This is a genomic window from Enterobacter sp. E20 (genome assembly GCF_000801755.2).
Taxonomy (GTDB): Bacteria; Pseudomonadota; Gammaproteobacteria; order Enterobacterales; family Enterobacteriaceae; genus Enterobacter; species Enterobacter asburiae_B.
Genome location: NZ_CP012999.1, coordinates 4,724,411 through 4,743,781, shown reverse-complemented (window position 1 = coordinate 4,743,781; position 19,371 = coordinate 4,724,411). Strand labels below are relative to the sequence as shown.

Here is a 19,371-nt window from a genome sequence, read left to right as displayed (position 1 = left end):
TTAAGGCGTTAAAGTTTTTTGGCTTTTTCCACGGCTTCGTCGATGGAACCAACCATGTAGAACGCCTGCTCCGGCAGGTGATCGTATTCGCCTTCCATGATGCCTTTAAAGCCACGGATGGTGTCTTTCAGGGAAACGTATTTACCCGGAGAACCGGTGAATACTTCCGCAACGAAGAACGGCTGGGACAGGAAGCGCTGGATCTTACGCGCACGTGCTACCACCAGTTTGTCTTCTTCAGACAGTTCATCCATACCCAGGATGGCGATGATGTCTTTCAGTTCCTGGTAACGCTGCAGCAGGGACTGTACGCCACGCGCGGTGTCGTAGTGTTCCTGACCAACAACCAGTGGATCCAGCTGACGGCTGGTGGAGTCCAGCGGGTCAACGGCCGGGTAGATACCCAGAGACGCGATCTGACGGCTCAGTACCACGGTTGCATCTAAGTGCGCAAAGGTGGTTGCTGGAGATGGGTCAGTCAGGTCATCCGCAGGTACGTATACCGCCTGAACGGAGGTGATAGAACCGGTTTTGGTAGAGGTGATACGTTCCTGAAGAACACCCATCTCTTCCGCCAGTGTTGGCTGGTAACCTACCGCTGAAGGCATACGACCCAGCAGTGCAGATACTTCCGTACCGGCCAGGGTGTAACGGTAGATGTTATCAACGAACAGCAGAACGTCACGGCCTTCATCACGGAACTTCTCAGCCATCGTCAGACCGGTCAGCGCAACGCGCAGACGGTTTCCAGGTGGCTCGTTCATCTGGCCGTAAACCAGGGATACTTTGTCCAGAACGTTGGAGTCGGTCATTTCGTGGTAGAAGTCGTTACCCTCACGAGTACGTTCACCTACGCCCGCAAACACGGAGTAACCGGAGTGCTCGATCGCGATGTTACGGATCAGCTCCATCATGTTTACGGTTTTACCAACACCCGCACCACCGAACAGACCGACTTTACCGCCCTTCGCGAACGGACACATCAGGTCGATAACTTTGATACCGGTTTCCAGCAGTTCCTGAGAGCTTGACAGCTCTTCGTAGGAAGGTGCTGCACGGTGGATAGCCCAACGCTCTTCTTCACCGATGTCGCCTTTCATGTCGATTGGCTGACCCAATACGTTCATGATACGACCCAGTGTTGCTTTACCTACCGGGACTTCGATCGGGTGCTCAAGGTCTTTGACTTCCAGACCACGACGCAGACCGTCGGAAGAACCCATCGCGATGGTACGCACGATACCGCCGCCGAGCTGCTGCTGAACTTCCAGCACCAGGCTCTCGTTACCATTCTGTACCTCAAGCGCGTCGTACACGCGTGGTACGGCGTCCTGAGGGAACTCGACGTCCACCACGGCGCCGATTACCTGGACAATCTTTCCAGTAGCCATCTTGAATCCTCTACGTAATTCGTAAACCTGGTTAAACCGCGGCGGCCCCCGAGACGATCTCGGTGAGTTCCTGAGTAATGCTGGCCTGACGAGCTTTGTTGTAAACCAACTGCAGCTCTTTAATCAGGCTGCCGCCATTATCGGTCGCGGCTTTCATCGCCACCATTCGTGCGGCCTGCTCGCTGGCCAGGTTTTCTACAACGCCCTGATAAACCTGAGATTCAACGTAACGACGCAGCAGGGTATCCAGCAGCGGTTTCGGATCGGGTTCATACAGGTAATCCCAGGCTTTTTGCTTCAGCTCGTCATCTTCTGATGCCGGTAACGGCAGCATCTGAGTGAGCGTTGGAACCTGAGACATGGTGTTAATGAATTTGTTGCTGACAACGTACAGTCTGTCCAGACGGCCTTCATCATAGGCCTGCAACATCACTTTAACCGGGCCGATCAGTTCGGACAGGGACGGGTTATCACCCATACCGGTCACCTGAGCGACAATGTTGCCACCAACGGAGTTAAAGAAAGAGACGCCTTTAGAGCCGATCATTGCGATATCGCACTGAACGCCTTTTTCAGACCATGCTTTCATATCCGCCAGCAGTTTTTTGAACAGGTTAATGTTCAAGCCGCCACACAGACCACGGTCGGTCGACACCACCAGGTAGCCCACGCGCTTAACGTCGCGTTCTTCCAGGTAAGGGTGCTTATATTCCAGATTACCGTTTGCAAGGTGACCAATCACTTTGCGCATGGTTTCTGCATAAGGACGGCTGGCCGCCATGCGATCCTGCGATTTACGCATTTTGGAAGCGGCGACCATCTCCATCGCTTTAGTGATCTTTTGCGTGTTCTGGACGCTTGCGATCTTACTACGTATCTCTTTTGCGCCGGCCATGAGCTTCTCCTCAATGCCAGGCGGCTTGTCCTGAGACAAGCCGCCGGACGATTACCAGGATTGGGTTGCTTTGAAGGAATCGAGGATAGCTTTCAGCTTGCCTTCGATTTCGTCGTTATAGCCACCGGTCTGGTTGATCTCTTGCATCAGCGGAGCGTGATCACGGTCGACGTAAGCCAGCAGAGCGGCTTCGAAGCTACCGATTTTCGCCAGTTCCACATCTTCGAGGTAACCGCGTTCTGCCGCGAACAGTACCAGGCCCTGCTGAGCAACAGACATTGGTGCGTACTGTTTCTGCTTCAGCAGCTCGGTCACTTTCTGACCGTGGCTCAGCTGTTTACGGGTTGCTTCGTCCAGATCGGATGCGAACTGAGAGAACGCAGCCAGTTCACGATACTGTGCCAGCGCGGTACGGATACCACCGGACAGTTTCTTGATGATCTTGGTCTGAGCAGCACCACCAACACGGGATACGGAGATACCCGGGTTAACCGCCGGACGAATACCGGAGTTAAACAGGTTGGTTTCCAGGAAGATCTGACCATCGGTAATGGAGATTACGTTGGTCGGAACGAACGCAGAAACGTCACCCGCCTGGGTTTCAATGATCGGCAGAGCGGTCAGAGAGCCCGTTTTACCCTTCACTTCACCTTTGGTGAAGTTCTCGACGTATTCCGCGTTAACGCGGGAAGCACGCTCCAGCAGACGAGAGTGGAGGTAGAATACGTCGCCAGGGAACGCTTCACGTCCAGGTGGACGACGGAGCAGCAGGGAAACCTGACGATAAGCAACAGCCTGTTTAGACAGGTCATCGTATACGATCAGTGCATCTTCACCGCGGTCACGGAAGTATTCGCCCATTGCGCAACCGGCATATGGCGCCAGGTATTGCAGTGCAGCAGATTCAGACGCAGTTGCTACCACAACGATGGTGTTAGACAGTGCGCCGTGCTCTTCCAGTTTACGAACCACGTTAGAAATGGTGGACGCTTTCTGGCCGATGGCCACGTACACACATTTGATGCCGGAGTCACGCTGGTTGATGATGGCGTCGATAGCCATCGCGGTTTTACCGGTCTGACGGTCACCGATGATCAGTTCACGCTGACCACGACCGATTGGGATCATGGCATCAACGGACTTATAACCTGTCTGAACAGGCTGATCTACGGACTGACGGTCGATAACGCCTGGTGCGATAACTTCGATTGGGGAGAAGCCATCGTGCTCAACCGGACCTTTACCGTCGATTGGCGCACCCAGGGTGTTAACAACGCGACCCAGCAGGCCACGGCCAACCGGCACTTCCAGAATACGGCCAGTACACTTAACCTTCATGCCTTCGGCGAGGTCAGCGTATGGACCCATCACAACTGCACCTACGGAGTCGCGCTCCAGGTTCAGTGCGATAGCGTAACGGTTACCCGGCAGGGAAATCATCTCACCCTGCATACAATCGGCCAGGCCGTGGATGCGGATAACACCGTCACTTACAGAAACAATAGTACCTTCGTTGTGAGCTTCACTCACAACACTGAACTGAGCAATGCGCTGCTTGATCAGTTCGCTGATTTCGGTGGAATTCAGTTGCATGCTCCAGTCCCCTTAAGACTGCAAGACGTCTGCAAGGCGTTCAAGACGGCCGCGTACGCTGCCATCAATGACCATATCACCCGAACGGATGATTACGCCTGCCATTACAGACTTATCGATTTTGCAATTCAGCTTAACTTTGCGTGACAGACGTTTTTCCATCGCGGCGGTGATTTTCGCAAGCTGTTCATTACTCAGTTCAGTCGCAGAAGTCACTTCGACTTCAGCGGTTGCTTCACTAAGGGCACGTAAGTGCTCAAACTGCTCGAGAACATCCGGGAGCACACGGAGACGACCATTTTCTGCCATCACCTTAATCAGGTTCTGGCCGTTGGCATCCAGTTGCTCTCCGCACACGGCGATAAACGACGCGGCGAGAGTTTCAGGTGCTAACGCACCGGAAAGCAACTCAGCCATTTGTTCGTTTTTCGTCACCTCAGCGGCAAACGCCAGCATATCCTGCCAGCGATCGACATTTTGGTGTTCGACAGCAAAGTCAAAAGCTGCTTTGGCGTAGGGGCGAGCTACCGTAACAAATTCAGACATCAGCCCCTCCCTCCTTACAGTTCAGCGACAAGTTTGTCCACGATGTCGCTGTTAGCAGCTTCATCCACGGAACGTTCGATGATCTTCTCGGCGCCAGCAACAGCCAGAATCGCAACCTGCTTACGCAGTTCTTCACGAGCACGTTTACGCTCAGCATCAATTTCTGCCTGAGCCTGTGTCACGATCTTAGTACGTTCCTGTTCTGCTTCAGCTTTGGCTTCGTCCAGGATCTGAGAACGGCGTTTGTTAGCCTGTTCAATGATTACCTGAGCTTCAGCTTTCGCTTTTTTCAGCTGGTCTGTCGCGTTGGCCTGTGCAAGGTCCAAATCTTTCTTAGCGCGTTCTGCGGAAGCCAGACCGTCAGCAATTTCTTTCTGACGTTTTTCGATGGCAGCCATTAAAGGCGGCCATACATACTTCATGCAGAACCAGACAAAGAGAATAAACGCGATGGCCTGGCCGAGGATTGTTGCGTTCATGTTCACAGCACAATACCTCTTTAATTTCTGTGGCTTAGGGTTTTAAAACTACTACTACGCGACAGCAAACATCACGTACAGACCCAGACCTACAGCGATCATTGGGATAGCATCCACCAGACCCATAACGATAAAGAACTGAGTACGCAGCAGAGGAATCAGATCAGGTTGACGCGCTGCGCCTTCCAGGAATTTGCCCCCGAGGATGCCGATACCGATCGCAGCACCGATAGCCGCCAGACCCATCATCACAGCGGCAGCCATGTACAGCAGATCCATATTCAGGTTTTCCATGACAGTCTCCAGTTTGTTTCAATTAAAACGTAGTAGTGTTGGTAAAAAATCAGTGCTCTTCAGACGCCATCGACAGATAGACGATCGTCAGAACCATGAAGATAAAGGCTTGCAGCGTAATGATCAGGATGTGGAAAATGGCCCATGGCACATTCAGAATCCACTGTGACCACCACGGCAGAAGACCCGCGATCAGAATGAAAATCAGCTCACCCGCATACATGTTGCCGAACAGTCGCAGACCCAGTGAAACAGGTTTGGACAGCAGGCTAACGCCTTCCAGGATCAGGTTGACCGGAATAAACGCCCAGTGGTTGAACGGCTGCAAGGTAAGCTCTTTCACAAAGCCGCTTACGCCTTTCATTTTGATGCTGTAGAAAAGAATCAGGATAAATACGCCCAGCGCCATCGACAGGGTGATGTTCACGTCCGCAGACGGTACAACACGCAGCGCTGGCAGACCGAAGATGTGCTCGCCGATAAACGGCAGCAGATCGATTGGCAGCAGGTCCATCAGGTTCATCAGGAAGACCCAAACGAACACGGTCAGGGCCAGCGGAGCAATCAGCTTGCTCTTACCATGGTACATGTCTTTGACGCTGCCATGGACGAAGCCGATGATCATTTCGATGAATGTCTGGAATTTCCCTGGTACACCGCTGGTCGCTCGTTTAGCAACACCGCGGAACATGGCCAGGAACAGAAGACCCAAAACCACCGAGAAGAACATGGAGTCGATGTTGATCGTCCAGAAGGTGGCCGGGGGGTTATGTGGATCCACCAGCGAGAATGTACGCAGGTCCAGCTGAAGGTTATTCAGATGGTGACCTATGTAATCCTGCGGCGTCATATTTTCTGAAGCCATGATGCCTTTTACCCTTTGTTATTGATTACAGCTGGAGCCAGAACTTGTACCACCAGCACCAAAACCCACGTTGCTATCAGCGGCATGAAGACCACTTTCAAAACCGCCAGCGCCATCACCAGTAGAGCAAAGGTCAGCAACACCTTACACACTTCGCCGAGGGCGAAGGACCAGGCCACGCGGCCTTTGGCAGGTGTATGCGCCTGATGACGCCAGGCAAAAATCATAAACAACACGTTTGGCAGCACAACCGCCAAACCCCCGCACACGGCGGAGATGCCCCAGAAGGGGTCTTTGAGGCTAAACAGCAGTCCACTTGCTATCACAGCCAGAAACTGAATGAACAGAAGCTTACGAGCAACGTTTCTACTCAAGAGCGACACAGACATCACGTTTTTACTCCTGCTCCCTTCGAGGTATGCCGCGTGTCGTATAAAACGTCCTTTAAGGCTCAGAGTCAAGCATCAAAAAGCGGTCAAATTATACGGTGCGCACCCGTGATTTCAAACATTAAGTAGCGAAAAGGTGAATAAATGTTTAAATATTTTTCCCCACCGCTATTTTTTAACTTTCGCTGAAAGCGTCAACCTTCGACCAAAACTGCAAACAGCGCGAAAACGTTGGCGATAAAGCGTGCACGAGATCACAAAACACACATTTGCGATAAGGTTGTATTTATCAAAGGCGCAAATCGCGCAAATTTATCTTTATGAAATTAAACGCAAAATGTCGTAACTATTTTCAAAACAGCCCAGTACACAATAAAAACGTTTTATTGACATTCTTAATAAATAATTAACATTGCGTTCTGGTTACTGCCTTCCACTTTTAGCAGACTTATATTTTCACAGATGACTATCTTCTCGGTGAATAAAAGTCACCAGGTTAACCATAAGAAAAACCTTAGTGAAAAAGAGGTTAAAAGCCCGCCGGTAAATCCTCTGTCTTTGTGCTGTTTTTTAACATGCGAAGAACAGCACAAATTCCACATTTTTTATTAATTTTTTAAAAATTGTTTGGCTTAATTATCACCAGATGACGCTCCCCATCGAGCTGAGGAATGTGTAATTTCTCGATGGATTCAACAGCAAAACCGTCCGGGAGCTGTTCAATCTCATCGCCTGGCAACTGCCCTTTCAGCGCATAAAAGCGGCCATTCTCTGCCGGCAAGTGCTTACACCAGCTCACCATATCATTGAGCGAAGCAAACGCGCGGCTGATAACACCGTCAAACGGCGGCTCTGCCGGGAACTCCTCTACCCTGCTCTGCACGGGCGTGATGTTTTCAAGCTTCAGCTCATGCTGTACCTGACGTAAAAAGCGCACGCGCTTGCCAAGGCTGTCCAGCAGCGTGAAGTGGCTCTCAGGGCGAACAATCGACAGCGGAACGCCCGGTAAACCTGGCCCCGTCCCCACGTCGATAAAACGCTCACCTTTCAGCCAGGGGGCAACAACGATGCTATCGAGAATATGGCGTACCAGCATCTCGTTGGGGTCACGTACTGAGGTCAGGTTGTACGCTTTGTTCCATTTGTTCAGCATATCGACATAGGCCACCAGCTGATTTTTCTGGTGATCGGTGAGCGAAATACCTGCCTGATCCAGCAGACGAGAGAGTTTGTTGAGCACGGTGAATACCTGTTGGAAAACTTAGATGGCGGGTGGCGCTTCGCTTACCCGCCCTACGGGTTCATTAGGCCCGGTAAGCGCAGCGCCACCGGGCAATGTTCCGGGCATTACGCGCTGCGGCGCAGCATGCCCTGCTTTTTCAGCCAGACCAGCAGGATCGAAATCGCTGCAGGCGTGACGCCGGAGATACGGGATGCCTGGCCGATCGATACCGGTTTATGATCGTTCAGCTTGGCGATCACTTCGTTGGAAAGGCCCGTCACCTGGCGGTAGTCCAGCATTTCCGGCAGCAGCGTGTTTTCGTTACGCTGCTGTTTTTCGATCTCATCCTGCTGACGCGCGATGTAACCTTCGTACTTCACCTGGATCTCAACCTGCTCTGCCGCTTGGGCGTCTTCCAGCCCCGGCGCGAACGCGGTCAGTTTGACCAGGTTCTCGTAGGTGACTTCAGGACGGCGCAGCAGATCTTCCCCGCTGGCTTCACGCGACAGCGGCGCGGTTAAGTGAGCGTTTACTTCGGCAGCGGTTTCCGCCTGCGGATTCACCCAGGTGGTTTTCAGGCGCTGACGTTCCTGTTCAATGCGCTCCAGCTTTTCGTTGAAGCGCGCCCAGCGTTCGTCATCGACCAGACCCAGCTCGCGGCCCATTTCGGTCAGACGCAGGTCGGCGTTATCTTCACGCAGCATCAGGCGATATTCCGCGCGAGAGGTAAACATACGGTACGGTTCTTTGGTACCCAGCGTGCAGAGATCGTCAACCAGCACGCCCAGATACGCCTGAGAACGGCCTGGTGCCCAGCCCTCTTTCTCAGCGGAGAAGCGCGCGGCGTTCAGACCGGCAAGCAGGCCCTGTGCAGCCGCTTCTTCGTAGCCGGTGGTGCCGTTAATCTGCCCCGCGAAGAACAGACCGTGGATGAATTTGCTTTCCAGGGTTGGCTTCAGGTCGCGCGGATCGAAGAAATCGTACTCAATAGCGTAGCCGGGACGAACGATTTTCGCATTCTCCATCCCCTGCATTGAGCGAACAATTTGCATCTGTACATCGAACGGCAGGCTGGTGGAGATGCCGTTCGGGTAAATTTCATTAGAGGTCAGCCCTTCCGGCTCCAGGAAGATCTGGTGCTGGTTACGATCGGCGAAGCGCATCACTTTGTCTTCGATCGACGGACAGTAGCGTGGGCCGATCCCTTCGATCACGCCGGCATACATGGGGCTGCGATCGAGGTTATTGCGGATCACGTCATGGGTTTTCTCGTTGGTATGCGTGATGTAGCACGGTACCTGCTGCGGATGCTGAGCCGCATTGCCCATGAACGAGAACACCGGCATCGGATTATCACCGTGCTGTTGCGCCAGCACGCTGAAATCAATGGTGCGCGCATCAATACGCGGCGGCGTACCGGTTTTCAGGCGGCTGACGCGCAGCGGCAGTTCACGCAGACGGCGAGACAGTGGAATAGACGGCGGATCGCCGGCACGGCCACCGCTGTAGTTATCCAGACCGATATGAATTTTACCGTCCAGGAATGTGCCCACGGTCAGCACCACGGCTTTCGCACGGAATTTGAGACCCATCTGGGTCACGGCACCTACGACGCGATCGTTCTCAACGATAAGATCTTCAACCGCCTGCTGGAAGATCATCAGGTTCGGCTGGTTCTCCAGGGCGGTACGCACAGCCTGACGGTAAAGCACGCGGTCTGCCTGGGCACGGGTCGCACGCACAGCGGGACCTTTACTCGCGTTTAGTATCCTAAACTGGATGCCAGCATGATCGATCGCTTTCGCCATCAGGCCGCCAAGTGCATCCACTTCTTTTACCAGGTGTCCTTTCCCAATGCCGCCAATCGCCGGATTACAGGACATTTGTCCCAGCGTGTCGATATTGTGTGTCAAAAGCAGGGTCTGCTGACCCATACGCGCTGCGGCCATTGCGGCCTCAGTGCCTGCATGACCCCCGCCAATGATGATGACGTCAAAAGGATCCTGATAAAACATGGTGGTCTGCCTCGCGTAAAGCGGTATGAAAATGGATTGAAGCCCGGGCCGTGGATTCTACTCAACTTTAGTCTTTCGAGAAAGCATTGGGATCCTGGGCTATTAAAAAGAAGATCTTTTTATTTAGAGATCTGTTCTATTGTGATCTCTTATTAGGATCGCGAACCTGTGTGGATAAGTCCGATCTCACAAAGAAGATCATGCAGTTAGAAAGGATCGTTTGCTGTGAATGATCGGTGATCCTGGGCAGTATAAGCTGGGATCAGATCGCGACTTTATGCACAGGTCAAAAACGATACAACAGTTGTTCTTTGGATAACTACGGGTTAATACGAGCTTTTAACCAGAGTTATCCACATCTGTTCGCGCGATCTTTAATCGTTTTTGAGTAAATTTTTCCATTCCGCCAGCCAGATCTCGGCTGGATCCTCCGGAATGTCATGATCGAGGATGTTGATCTTGAGCGTTTCACCCAGCTGTTTTGCTCCACAGGAGGTAACAGCGGCTTCAACTTTCTCTATTGCCCCGCAAAAGGTGTCATATTCACGACTGCCGATACCCACCGCGCCAAAACGGACGTTTGACAGATCGGGCTGCTGTTCCAGCAGTTCGTCATATAAAGGTTGCAGGTTATCCGGCAGATCGCCCGCGCCGTGCGTGGAGGTGATCAGCAGCCAGACCCCGTCAGTCGGGAGATCTTCAAGCAACGGACCGTGCAGGGTTTCAGTAGAAAAGCCCGCATCTTCCAGCTTTTCAGCCAGGTGTTCCGCTACGTATTCCGCACCACCAAGGGTGCTGCCGCTGATAAGGGTAATGTCCGCCATTGATCGCTCGCCCAGATAAAGAGACGGCCATTGTACGCTGTGAACGAGCTGGGATCTACCTGTGGAAAATGTGGGAATGAATTTGCCCGATCACGGGCGGATGGTACGCATGATCGGGTTTTGCAGTGAGATCAGCGTCTCGGTGGACTGAATTTCATCGATTGTTTGGATCTTGTTGATAAGTACCTGCTGGAGGGCGTCGATGGATCGGCACATGACTTTAATAAAGATGCTGTAATGCCCGGTGGTGTAATACGCCTCGGTGACTTCATCCAGCGCGTTCAGCTTCGCCAGGGCGGAAGGGTAGTCTTTGGCGCTTTTAAGAATGATGCCGATGAAGCAGCAGACGTCGTAACCCAGATGTTTAGGACTGACGTCAATGCGTGCGCCGGTAATGATCCCCGCCTGCTTCATCTTCTCTACGCGAACGTGAATGGTTCCCGGGCTGACGCCAAACTGTTTTGCCAGCTCGGCATAGGCGGTACGGGCATTGGCCATTAACGCCTCCAGAATGCCGCGGTCGAGATTGTCGATCTGATAATTTTCCATAGCTTTTTCTTATGAAGATTAATGAATCACCCTATTCTAGCGTTTAATTTTATCGAATCAAAAGTGAAGGTGGCTTTTTGTTGATGAGTTATTGAATATGATGCCATTTCTGTTGCTTAATCAATATCAACAGGACGCAGGAGTATAAATAATGAAAACCGCTTACATCGCAAAACAACGCCAGATCAGTTTCGTAAAATCCCATTTTTCCCGCCAGCTGGAAGAGAAGCTTGGGCTAATTGAAGTCCAGGCGCCGATTCTGAGCCGCGTGGGGGACGGGACGCAGGATAACCTCTCTGGATGCGAAAAAGCGGTACAGGTGAAAGTGAAAACACTGCCAGACGCTCAGTTCGAAGTGGTTCATTCCCTGGCGAAGTGGAAGCGTCAAACCATGGGACAACACGACTTCAGCGCGGGCGAAGGGCTCTACACGCACATGAAAGCCCTTCGTCCCGACGAAGACCGCCTTTCTCCGATTCATTCCGTTTACGTTGACCAGTGGGACTGGGAGCGCGTAATGGGTGATGGTGAACGTCACGTCGGTACGCTGAAATCCACCGTTGAGGCGATCTACGCCGGGATCAAAGCAACCGAAGAGGCCGTGAGCAAAGAGTTTGGTCTGGCGCCGTTCCTGCCGGATACGATCCACTTTGTTCACAGCCAGGTGCTGCTGAGCCGCTTCCCGGATCTCGATGCTAAAGGCCGCGAGCGTGCGATCGCCAAAGAATTAGGTGCTGTGTTCCTGATCGGTATCGGCGGCAAACTGTCTGATGGCAAACGCCACGACGTTCGCGCGCCGGATTATGATGACTGGAGTACGGCGGGTGAGGGCGAATTTGCCGGGCTGAACGGCGATATTCTGGTGTGGAACCCGGTACTGGAAGACGCCTTCGAGCTCTCTTCTATGGGGATCCGCGTGGATGCTGACGCGCTGAAGCGCCAGCTGGCGGTCACCGGCGATGAAGATCGTCTCAAACTCGAGTGGCACCAGGCGCTGCTGCGCGGTGAAATGCCTCAGACGATCGGCGGTGGTATCGGCCAGTCCCGTCTGACCATGCTGCTGCTGCAATTACCCCATATCGGTCAGGTTCAGTGTGGCGTCTGGCCGCAGCAGGTACGTGAAAGCGTCGGTTCTCTTCTGTAATTAACGCTGCCAGCGTCTGAGCAGGCGGCTACGCAGCCCGGTATCAAAGCGCCAGATATGATCGAAGATGCGCATGATGCCGGGTTTTCCATGGGCTGACATCGCCACCGCATGAAATCGGTGCTGGTGCACCCGCTGTAACTCCTTCACCTTATTCACCACGTCATCCGGCAGCCGCTGGGCAATAAAATCGGAAATCACCACCGCGTCAGCGTCGTACCAGTCGCCTCCCTGCATACGCTCCACAATGCTGCGAAAGCAGCTGGCCAGATCCGTGCCGCCGCGAAAGCGCTGGCTCAGGAAGCGGATTGCCTGCTCGATACCCTGCTGGTTCGTCAGCTCATAGCCCACCACCTCGCTGGAGAAGAGCATGATGAAGCAGCGACGACGATCGGCCAGCGCCACGCGCATCAGTGCCAGACAGAACGCCTTCGCGCACTGCTCGTTAAACCCGCCCATCGAACCGGACGTATCCACGCAAACAATGAATGGCCCGCGCGGCTGTTCATCAAAATCCTGATGGACGACCGGCCGTTGGCTGACTTTCTCGCGCCAGGCTTCGCCGTGCAGTCGGTAGGTGAGAAGCTGTTTTTCCACCAGTCGACGATAGAACTCATACTCCAGCTCGGTCATCCCCAGCGTGCTCAGTTCCGTGGGCAGCAGGCGTAAAATGTCATCGCTCTGCTGGAGCCCGTCGACCTGCTCCGGCACGGTAGCCGGTTCGCGCACCAGGGTGCGGAAGGTTTCCATCGGGGCATCTTTCTTTGGGACCGACTTTGCCTCCCTTGAGCGACCCAGCTGTTCTGCAAGCTTCATCAGCTCGGGCTGCTGCGCCAGAAAATCGCCGTATTTGACGATCAGCTGATAATCCCCGCGCCGGAGCTGACCGGCGCTCATATCCCACAGACGCCCTGCGGCGTTTTCATTTTCTACCAGCACCTCTTCAAGCTGGCCGCTCAGCGTCATCCGTTCCTGAACTTCACTGAGCAGCTGTTCACGCTCTTCATCCAGCAGCTGCTGGTTCAGCGTTGTGGCCTGAACGACCAGACTCAGCCGCCAGCGCTGTAGGAACAGGGTATGCAGCGCCGGGGTAAAAGTGGCGTTATCCGTAACCAGCGCCCGGGCCTGGCTGGCAAACGGAGAGTGGACGTTATCGAGCAACGTCAGGGTTTGCGGGAGCTGGACGATAAACTGCGACGTGGAGAGCCGCTGGCACTGCTGATAGCAGGCCACCTCTTCCGTTAACTCAGGCGGAACTTCGGTCTCCCTGAACCGCTGACGCAAATTTTCCCGCCAGCGCGGAAGATCGTCCGTCATCGCCTTTTTAAGCTTTGGAAATTTTTCAAAAAATGCCGCCAGCTGCGGCGACGCCAGAAGGGTAATGACCACTTCTTCGATCAACCCCTCCTCGCTGACGGCCAGCATGACGTTAAGCGTATCCAGCGTTAGCATTGACGCGCCTGTTTGATCTGCGCGCTGACGTCCTGCAGGCTGGCTTCGATGCGACCTAGCCAGTCGCTATGAATAAAGAGGCATTTTTGCTGCTCGCTAAAGCGGGTGTGCTGCTGATGCCATTCGGTATCCAGCGCTTCCAGCTGCTGCTTAATCTCTTCGGGGACGCTGTCAGAGGCGGTGCCCGGAAGCGCAAGACGCGATCCCTGGAGGCTGACGTCGCGGATCACCAGGTGCTGGCTGCTGTCCACTTCCATATTCAGCGGCTGCGCGAAACCAATGCCGTTGAGTTTTCCTCGGATCTCTCCGCCCTTATCCAGCCACTGCGCCAGCGCCTCGCGCTCAATCGTAATGTGCACCACCTGCATATCATGCAGTTTAAGCGGCTGCTGGAGCAGCAGCGTTAGCGTTGCGCCGGTCAGATCCGCGGGAAGCTCGTAGTGCGGTTTGCGGGCGAACATGCCCCCAAGGCGATTCACTTTCAGCGCGGTTTTATCACTTTGCTGCTGCTGGAGCTGGATGCGCCGCTGGGCAATCGCCCCCAGCTGGTTGAGCATTGCCTGCTGCCCCCAGGCGTGCCCGGTCATCAAAACGTCAAGCTGCTGCTGCATCAGGTTCATGCCTTCTGCATCGTGCCAGAGGCAATCTTTTAGCAGGATCAGATCGATTGGCGCGACGGCATCACGCCCGCTGAACAGGGCGCTGGCCTGCAGCAGGCGGATCGCTTTTTTCCACCGGCGATCGGAGACATAGGGCGCTGAAGGGATGAGATCAAGCTGCTGGCGCAGGAGATAGATCAGCTCGAAGACGGCGTCTGGCAGTTTGATTTTGCCGATATCCTGCTGCCACTGGTGATACTCCTCATCCGTTACCTGCAGCGAAGCGGATACCGGGTTTTCACTTTCATCCTGCTGGCTGACCAGCATGGAGCGGAAGTTGGATTTATCCTGCACTTTGTCCAGCCACAGGCGGATAAGCATACGGTCATACAGCGCTTCCAGACTGCTGTCGGCTTCAGGCAGTTCGTTAGAGGCGGCCACCAGCAGGCGCATCGGGATTTTCTCTTCACTGGCGCCGTTACGGAACCGACGTTCGTTTATCGCCGTGAGCAGGGTGTTCAGAATAGCCGGCCCCGCTTTCCAGATCTCATCGAGAAAAACAATCTCAGCCTCCGGAAGATACCCTTCTGTCAGACGCTGATAGCGCCCCTCATCTTTCAATGCCTGAATGGAGAGAGGACCAAAAACTTCTTCTGGGGTGGAAAACCGGGTCATGAGATATTCGAAGGCGCGGGCGTTCTGAAAAGCAAATTTCAGCCTGCGGGCAATCAGGCTTTTGGCAATGCCCGGCGGTCCCAGCAAAAACACGCTTTCACCGCTCAACGCCGCCAGTAAACAGAGGCGGATGGCGTGGCTACGCTCGAAAAGGCCTTTCTCCAGCGCGCTGCTGAGGCGGGAAATTCTTTCTGCTAATAAATGTGAGTGAGCCATAATAGTTTTGCATCCTTTCGCCGTCGTGGCGGCCAATTGAAGCGAGTATAGACGTTTCAGTCAGGGCTGGTAATAGACTGAAGTGCGGCGCAATTTTCTTTGCGCTACATTAATGCGGTTGCATTTAGGGGTACGATTTTGCAATGAATCGTGCATACTGTGCGCTTTTTGTGGGCCAAGGGACCGGGAACACATTTGTTATTTAAACGAAAAGACTAGTCTATGAGCACTGATAATAAGCAATCATTACCCGCAATAACGCTTGCGGCGATCGGGGTTGTCTACGGTGATATCGGCACCAGCCCGCTTTATACGCTTCGTGAATGTCTGTCCGGCCAGTTTGGTTTTGGTGTTGAACGCGATGCCGTGTTTGGCTTCCTGTCCCTCATTTTCTGGCTGCTGATCCTGGTGGTTTCCGTTAAATATCTCTCCTTCGTTATGCGTGCTGATAACGCAGGTGAAGGTGGGATCCTGACCCTGATGTCTCTTGCCGGGCGTAATACCTCGGCCAGGATGACCTCTGTGCTGGTCATTATCGGCCTGATTGGCGGCAGTTTCTTCTACGGGGAAGTGGTGATAACGCCGGCTATCTCGGTGCTGTCGGCGATTGAGGGGCTGGAGATTATCGCTCCGCAGCTCGATTCATGGGTGGTTCCGCTGGCCATTATTGTCCTGACGCTGCTGTTCATGATCCAGAAGCACGGTACAGGGCTGGTGGGCAAACTGTTCGCGCCGATTATGCTGGCCTGGTTCCTGATCCTGGCGGCGCTTGGCTTGCGCAGCATTATTGCGAACCCTGAAGTGCTGCATGCGCTGAACCCTTACTGGGCGGTGCATTTCTTCCTCGAATACAAAGTGGTTTCCTTCGTGGCGCTGGGGGCCGTCGTGCTCTCCATCACCGGTGTGGAAGCGCTGTATGCTGACATGGGCCACTTCGGGAAACTGCCTATCCGCGTGGCATGGTTTATTGTGGTGCTGCCGTCGCTGGTGCTGAACTATTTTGGTCAGGGCGCGCTGTTGCTTAAAAACCCGGAAGCGATCAAGAACCCGTTCTTCCTGCTGGCGCCTGACTGGGCGCTGGTGCCGATGCTGATCCTGGCGACGCTGGCGACAGTCATTGCCTCCCAGGCGGTGATTTCCGGCGTGTTTTCTCTGACGCGCCAGGCCGTGCGTCTGGGGTATCTCTCACCGATGCGCATCATCCATACTTCAGAGATGGAGTCGGGCCAGATCTACATCCCGTTCGTTAACTGGCTCCTCTATTTCGCTGTTGTTATTGTTATCGTCAGCTTCGAGCACTCCAGTAACCTGGCTGCGGCGTACGGTATTGCGGTAACCGGTACGATGGTGCTGACATCGCTTCTCTCCACCACGGTGGCGTACCGAAACTGGCACTGGAATAAATTCCTCGTGGCGATGATTCTGGTGGGCTTCCTGTGTATCGACGTACCGCTGTTCTCAGCGAACCTCGACAAAATTGTCTCCGGTGGCTGGTTGCCGCTGACGCTGGGTCTGGTGATGTTCATCGTCATGACCACATGGAAAAGCGAGCGTTTCCGCCTGCTGCGCCGCATGCACGAGCACGGGAACTCTCTTGAGGCGATGATCGCCTCTCTGGAGAAATCCCCGCCGGTCCGCGTGCCGGGTACTGCGGTATATATGTCACGCGCGCTGAACGTCATTCCGTTCGCGCTGATGCATAACCTCAAGCACAACAAGGTGCTGCACGAGCGGGTGATCCTGCTGACGCTGCGCACCGAAGATGCGCCGTATGTTCACAACGTGCGTCGCGTGCAGATTGAGCAACTGTCTCCGACCTTCTGGCGCGTGGTGGCAAGCTACGGCTGGCGCGAAACGCCAAACGTGGAAGAGGTGTTCCACCGCTGCGGCCTGGAAGGACTGAGCTGCCGGATGATGGAGACGTCGTTCTTTATGTCGCACGAGTCGCTGATCATCGGCAAGCGCCCGTGGTATCTGCGCCTGCGCGGAAAGCTGTACCTCATCCTGCAGCGTAACGCCCTGCGCGCGCCTGACCAGTTTGAGATCCCGCCTAACCGCGTGATTGAGCTGGGAACGCAGGTCGAGATCTAATCCCTTCTGAAAATGCCGGGTGGCGCTTCGCTTACCCGGCCTACCAAACCCCTCGCCAACCCACAATAATTGTCTCTGCATTTCACTTAGCGAAACGTTTCGACGTCGATCACAAATCTGTTACGTCATGATGGTTTTCTGAACATTCTTGAGATTAAACTGATGTCAGCGAAACGTTTCGCTAGTGGAGCAAGAAAATGAAGAAAGGCACGGTACTCAACTCAGAAATCTCATCGGTTATTTCCCGTCTTGGGCATACCGATACGCTGGTGGTTTGCGATGCAGGCTTACCGGTTCCGCGCAGCACAACCCGTATCGATATGGCGTTAACGCAGGGTGTCCCCTCGTTTATGCAGGTACTGGAAGTTGTGACGGCGGAGATGCAGGTTGAGGCGGCCATTCTCGCGGCGGAAATCAAACAACATAATCCGCAACTCCACGAAACGTTGCTCAGCCATATTGAGCAACTGCAACAACACCAGGGAAACACCATAGAAATTCGTTACACGACGCACGAACAGTTCAAACAACAAACCGCAGACAGTCAGGCGGTGATTCGCAGCGGGGAGTGTTCCCCGTATGCGAATATCATTCTCTGTGCTGGCGTCACCTTCTGAGGCCATCATGGACGCATTACTGCAACTCAAAGGGATCGATAAGTCGTTCCCGGGCGTAAAAGCCCTCTCCGGCGCGGCGCTGAACGTCTACCCCGGGCGCGTGATGGCGCTGGTGGGCGAAAACGGTGCCGGCAAATCCACCATGATGAAAGTGCTGACTGGTATCTATCAACGCGATGCCGGTTCACTCGTCTGGCTGGGTAAAGAGACCACCTTCAATGGCCCAAAATCCTCTCAGGAAGCGGGCATCGGCATTATTCACCAGGAGCTGAACCTCATTCCGCAGCTCACCATTGCGGAAAACATCTTCCTCGGCCGCGAGTTTGTTAACCGGTTCGGCAAAATCGACTGGAAAACCATGTACGCCGAAGCGGACAAGCTGCTGGCGAAGCTGAACCTGCGCTTTAAGAGCGACCGACTGGTAGGCGATCTGTCCATTGGCGATCAGCAGATGGTGGAAATCGCGAAGGTGCTGAGCTTTGAGTCGAAGGTCATCATTATGGATGAACCGACCGACGCCCTGACCGATACCGAAACCGAATCCCTGTTCCGCGTGATCCGCGAGCTGAAGTCGCAGGGGCGCGGGATTGTCTATATCTCTCACCGCATGAAAGAGATCTTCGAAATCTGCGATGACGTCACCGTCTTCCGCGACGGACAGTTTATTGCCGAGCGCGAAGTCGCCACGCTGACAGAAGATACGCTCATCGAAATGATGGTGGGACGCAAGCTCGAAGATCAGTATCCGCATCTGGAGAAAGCGCCAGGTGAGATCCGCCTGAAGGTGGACAATCTCTGCGGTCCGGGTGTGAACGACGTAACCTTTACCCTGCGCCAGGGCGAGATCCTGGGCGTGGCGGGCCTGATGGGTGCCGGACGTACCGAGCTGATGAAAGTGTTGTACGGCGCACTGCCGCGCACCAGCGGTTATGTCACCCTCGACGGTCATGAAGTGGTCACCCGCTCTCCGCAGGATGGTCTGGCGAACGGCATCGTTTATATCTCCGAAGACCGCAAACGCGACGGCCTGGTGTTGGGGATGTCGGTTAAAGAGAACATGTCCCTGACCGCGCTGCGCTATTTCAGCCATAGCGGCGGTAGCCTGAAGCATAAAGATGAGCAGCAGGCGGTGAGCGATTTCATCCGCCTCTTTAACGTCAAAACCCCGTCGATGGAGCAGGCGATTGGCCTGTTGTCCGGCGGTAATCAGCAGAAAGTGGCGATTGCGCGCGGGCTGATGACGCGCCCGAAAGTGCTGATCCTTGATGAGCCAACCCGCGGCGTGGACGTGGGCGCGAAGAAAGAGATCTATCAGCTGATTAACCAGTTCAAGGCCGACGGTCTGAGCATCATTCTGGTCTCTTCCGAGATGCCAGAAGTATTAGGCATGAGCGATCGCATTATCGTCATGCATGAAGGGCATCTCGGCGGTGAATTCACTCGCGAGCAGGCCACCCAGGAAGTTCTGATGGCTGCCGCTGTGGGCAAGCTTAATCGCGTGAATCAGGAGTAAGA

At 54.2% G+C, this 19,371-nt stretch carries 18 protein-coding genes; 4 read left to right on the top strand and 14 right to left on the bottom strand.

The window, feature by feature from the left end; genetic code table 11:
* Nucleotides 1-8 precede the first annotated feature (8 nt).
* The 12 genes from atpD to asnC form a co-directional block, all read right to left on the bottom strand.
* Nucleotides 9-1,391, bottom strand: coding sequence for a F0F1 ATP synthase subunit beta (gene atpD, locus NI40_RS22190; RefSeq protein ID WP_006177559.1), 1,383 nt, complete (start codon nt 1,389-1,391; stop codon nt 9-11).
* Nucleotides 1,392-1,422: 31 nt separating this feature from the next.
* Nucleotides 1,423-2,286, bottom strand: coding sequence for a F0F1 ATP synthase subunit gamma (gene atpG / locus NI40_RS22185; RefSeq protein ID WP_008500191.1), 864 nt, complete (start codon nt 2,284-2,286; stop codon nt 1,423-1,425).
* Nucleotides 2,287-2,337: 51 nt separating this feature from the next.
* A complete protein-coding gene (gene atpA, locus NI40_RS22180; RefSeq protein WP_006808751.1) occupies nt 2,338-3,879 on the bottom strand; it encodes a F0F1 ATP synthase subunit alpha in 1,542 nt (513 codons plus the stop codon).
* Between the two features lie 12 nt (nt 3,880-3,891).
* The gene (gene atpH, locus NI40_RS22175; RefSeq protein ID WP_023309790.1) at nt 3,892-4,425 is read right to left on the bottom strand and encodes a F0F1 ATP synthase subunit delta; all 534 of its coding nucleotides are present in this window, start codon (nt 4,423-4,425) and stop codon (nt 3,892-3,894) included.
* Nucleotides 4,426-4,439: 14 nt separating this feature from the next.
* A complete protein-coding gene (atpF, locus tag NI40_RS22170) occupies nt 4,440-4,910 on the bottom strand; it encodes a F0F1 ATP synthase subunit B (protein ID WP_014072436.1) in 471 nt (156 codons plus the stop codon).
* Between the two features lie 48 nt (nt 4,911-4,958).
* Nucleotides 4,959-5,198, bottom strand: coding sequence for a F0F1 ATP synthase subunit C (gene atpE, locus NI40_RS22165; RefSeq protein WP_000429386.1), 240 nt, complete (start codon nt 5,196-5,198; stop codon nt 4,959-4,961).
* Between the two features lie 49 nt (nt 5,199-5,247).
* Complete coding sequence (gene atpB, locus NI40_RS22160; protein WP_023309789.1) at nt 5,248-6,063, bottom strand: F0F1 ATP synthase subunit A; 816 nt, start codon at nt 6,061-6,063, stop codon at nt 5,248-5,250.
* Nucleotides 6,064-6,071: 8 nt separating this feature from the next.
* The gene (gene atpI / locus NI40_RS22155) at nt 6,072-6,452 is read right to left on the bottom strand and encodes a F0F1 ATP synthase subunit I (protein WP_008500194.1); all 381 of its coding nucleotides are present in this window, start codon (nt 6,450-6,452) and stop codon (nt 6,072-6,074) included.
* Between the two features lie 616 nt (nt 6,453-7,068).
* A complete protein-coding gene (rsmG, locus tag NI40_RS22150) occupies nt 7,069-7,692 on the bottom strand; it encodes a 16S rRNA (guanine(527)-N(7))-methyltransferase RsmG (RefSeq protein ID WP_023309787.1) in 624 nt (207 codons plus the stop codon).
* A gap of 107 nt (nt 7,693-7,799) precedes the next feature.
* On the bottom strand, nt 7,800-9,689 hold the full coding sequence (gene mnmG / locus NI40_RS22145; RefSeq protein WP_039263290.1) for a tRNA uridine-5-carboxymethylaminomethyl(34) synthesis enzyme MnmG: 1,890 nt from the start codon (nt 9,687-9,689) through the stop codon (nt 7,800-7,802).
* Nucleotides 9,690-10,063: 374 nt separating this feature from the next.
* Nucleotides 10,064-10,513 (bottom strand): FMN-binding protein MioC, encoded by a 450-nt coding sequence (gene mioC, locus NI40_RS22140; protein ID WP_023309786.1) that lies wholly within the window; start codon nt 10,511-10,513, stop codon nt 10,064-10,066.
* A 90-nt stretch (nt 10,514-10,603) separates the two neighbouring features.
* Nucleotides 10,604-11,062 carry a transcriptional regulator AsnC gene (gene asnC / locus NI40_RS22135; protein ID WP_023333916.1) on the bottom strand — a complete coding sequence of 153 codons (459 nt, stop codon included), beginning with the start codon at nt 11,060-11,062 and terminating at the stop codon, nt 10,604-10,606.
* A gap of 151 nt (nt 11,063-11,213) precedes the next feature.
* Here asnC and asnA point away from each other — a divergent pair, with 151 nt between their 5' ends.
* The gene (gene asnA / locus NI40_RS22130; RefSeq protein ID WP_039263289.1) at nt 11,214-12,206 is read left to right on the top strand and encodes an aspartate--ammonia ligase; all 993 of its coding nucleotides are present in this window, start codon (nt 11,214-11,216) and stop codon (nt 12,204-12,206) included.
* On the opposite strand, the gene viaA is transcribed toward asnA, so the two are convergent.
* Both viaA and ravA read right to left on the bottom strand, forming a co-directional pair.
* Nucleotides 12,207-13,658 (bottom strand): ATPase RavA stimulator ViaA, encoded by a 1,452-nt coding sequence (viaA, locus tag NI40_RS22125; RefSeq protein ID WP_039263287.1) that lies wholly within the window; start codon nt 13,656-13,658, stop codon nt 12,207-12,209.
* Nucleotides 13,652-15,148: an ATPase RavA gene (ravA, locus tag NI40_RS22120; RefSeq protein WP_023309782.1), complete on the bottom strand. Its 1,497-nt coding sequence runs from the start codon at nt 15,146-15,148 to the stop codon at nt 13,652-13,654. The genes viaA and ravA overlap by 7 nt, the downstream gene beginning before the upstream one ends.
* Nucleotides 15,149-15,370: 222 nt before the next feature.
* Between ravA and kup the strand changes: the two genes are divergently transcribed.
* The 3 genes from kup to rbsA all read left to right on the top strand — a co-directional run bounded on the left by kup (nt 15,371) and on the right by rbsA (nt 19,369).
* Nucleotides 15,371-17,239, top strand: coding sequence for a low affinity potassium transporter Kup (gene kup, locus NI40_RS22115; RefSeq protein WP_023309781.1), 1,869 nt, complete (start codon nt 15,371-15,373; stop codon nt 17,237-17,239).
* A gap of 197 nt (nt 17,240-17,436) precedes the next feature.
* Nucleotides 17,437-17,856, top strand: a complete 420-nt coding sequence (rbsD, locus tag NI40_RS22110; protein WP_003862392.1) for a D-ribose pyranase — start codon at nt 17,437-17,439, stop codon at nt 17,854-17,856.
* A gap of 7 nt (nt 17,857-17,863) precedes the next feature.
* On the top strand, nt 17,864-19,369 hold the full coding sequence (rbsA, locus tag NI40_RS22105; RefSeq protein ID WP_023309779.1) for a ribose ABC transporter ATP-binding protein RbsA: 1,506 nt from the start codon (nt 17,864-17,866) through the stop codon (nt 19,367-19,369).
* The last annotated feature ends 2 nt before the right edge of the window (nt 19,370-19,371 follow it).

What these genes read in the sequence shown, in the direction of transcription:
- atpD (WP_006177559.1), bottom strand. Translation starts at nt 1,391, where the DNA reads ATGGCTACTGGAAAGATTGTCCAGGTAATCGGCGCCGTGGTGGACGTC.
- atpG (WP_008500191.1), bottom strand. Translation starts at nt 2,286, where the DNA reads ATGGCCGGCGCAAAAGAGATACGTAGTAAGATCGCAAGCGTCCAGAAC.
- atpA (WP_006808751.1), bottom strand. Translation starts at nt 3,879, where the DNA reads ATGCAACTGAATTCCACCGAAATCAGCGAACTGATCAAGCAGCGCATT.
- atpH (WP_023309790.1), bottom strand. Translation starts at nt 4,425, where the DNA reads ATGTCTGAATTTGTTACGGTAGCTCGCCCCTACGCCAAAGCAGCTTTT.
- atpE (WP_000429386.1), bottom strand. Translation starts at nt 5,198, where the DNA reads ATGGAAAACCTGAATATGGATCTGCTGTACATGGCTGCCGCTGTGATG.
- atpB (WP_023309789.1), bottom strand. Translation starts at nt 6,063, where the DNA reads ATGGCTTCAGAAAATATGACGCCGCAGGATTACATAGGTCACCATCTG.
- atpI (WP_008500194.1), bottom strand. Translation starts at nt 6,452, where the DNA reads ATGTCTGTGTCGCTCTTGAGTAGAAACGTTGCTCGTAAGCTTCTGTTC.
- mnmG (WP_039263290.1), bottom strand. Translation starts at nt 9,689, where the DNA reads ATGTTTTATCAGGATCCTTTTGACGTCATCATCATTGGCGGGGGTCAT.
- mioC (WP_023309786.1), bottom strand. Translation starts at nt 10,513, where the DNA reads ATGGCGGACATTACCCTTATCAGCGGCAGCACCCTTGGTGGTGCGGAA.
- asnC (WP_023333916.1), bottom strand. Translation starts at nt 11,062, where the DNA reads ATGGAAAATTATCAGATCGACAATCTCGACCGCGGCATTCTGGAGGCG.
- asnA (WP_039263289.1), top strand. Translation starts at nt 11,214, where the DNA reads ATGAAAACCGCTTACATCGCAAAACAACGCCAGATCAGTTTCGTAAAA.
- viaA (WP_039263287.1), bottom strand. Translation starts at nt 13,658, where the DNA reads ATGCTAACGCTGGATACGCTTAACGTCATGCTGGCCGTCAGCGAGGAG.
- ravA (WP_023309782.1), bottom strand. Translation starts at nt 15,148, where the DNA reads ATGGCTCACTCACATTTATTAGCAGAAAGAATTTCCCGCCTCAGCAGC.
- kup (WP_023309781.1), top strand. Translation starts at nt 15,371, where the DNA reads ATGAGCACTGATAATAAGCAATCATTACCCGCAATAACGCTTGCGGCG.
- rbsD (WP_003862392.1), top strand. Translation starts at nt 17,437, where the DNA reads ATGAAGAAAGGCACGGTACTCAACTCAGAAATCTCATCGGTTATTTCC.
- rbsA (WP_023309779.1), top strand. Translation starts at nt 17,864, where the DNA reads ATGGACGCATTACTGCAACTCAAAGGGATCGATAAGTCGTTCCCGGGC.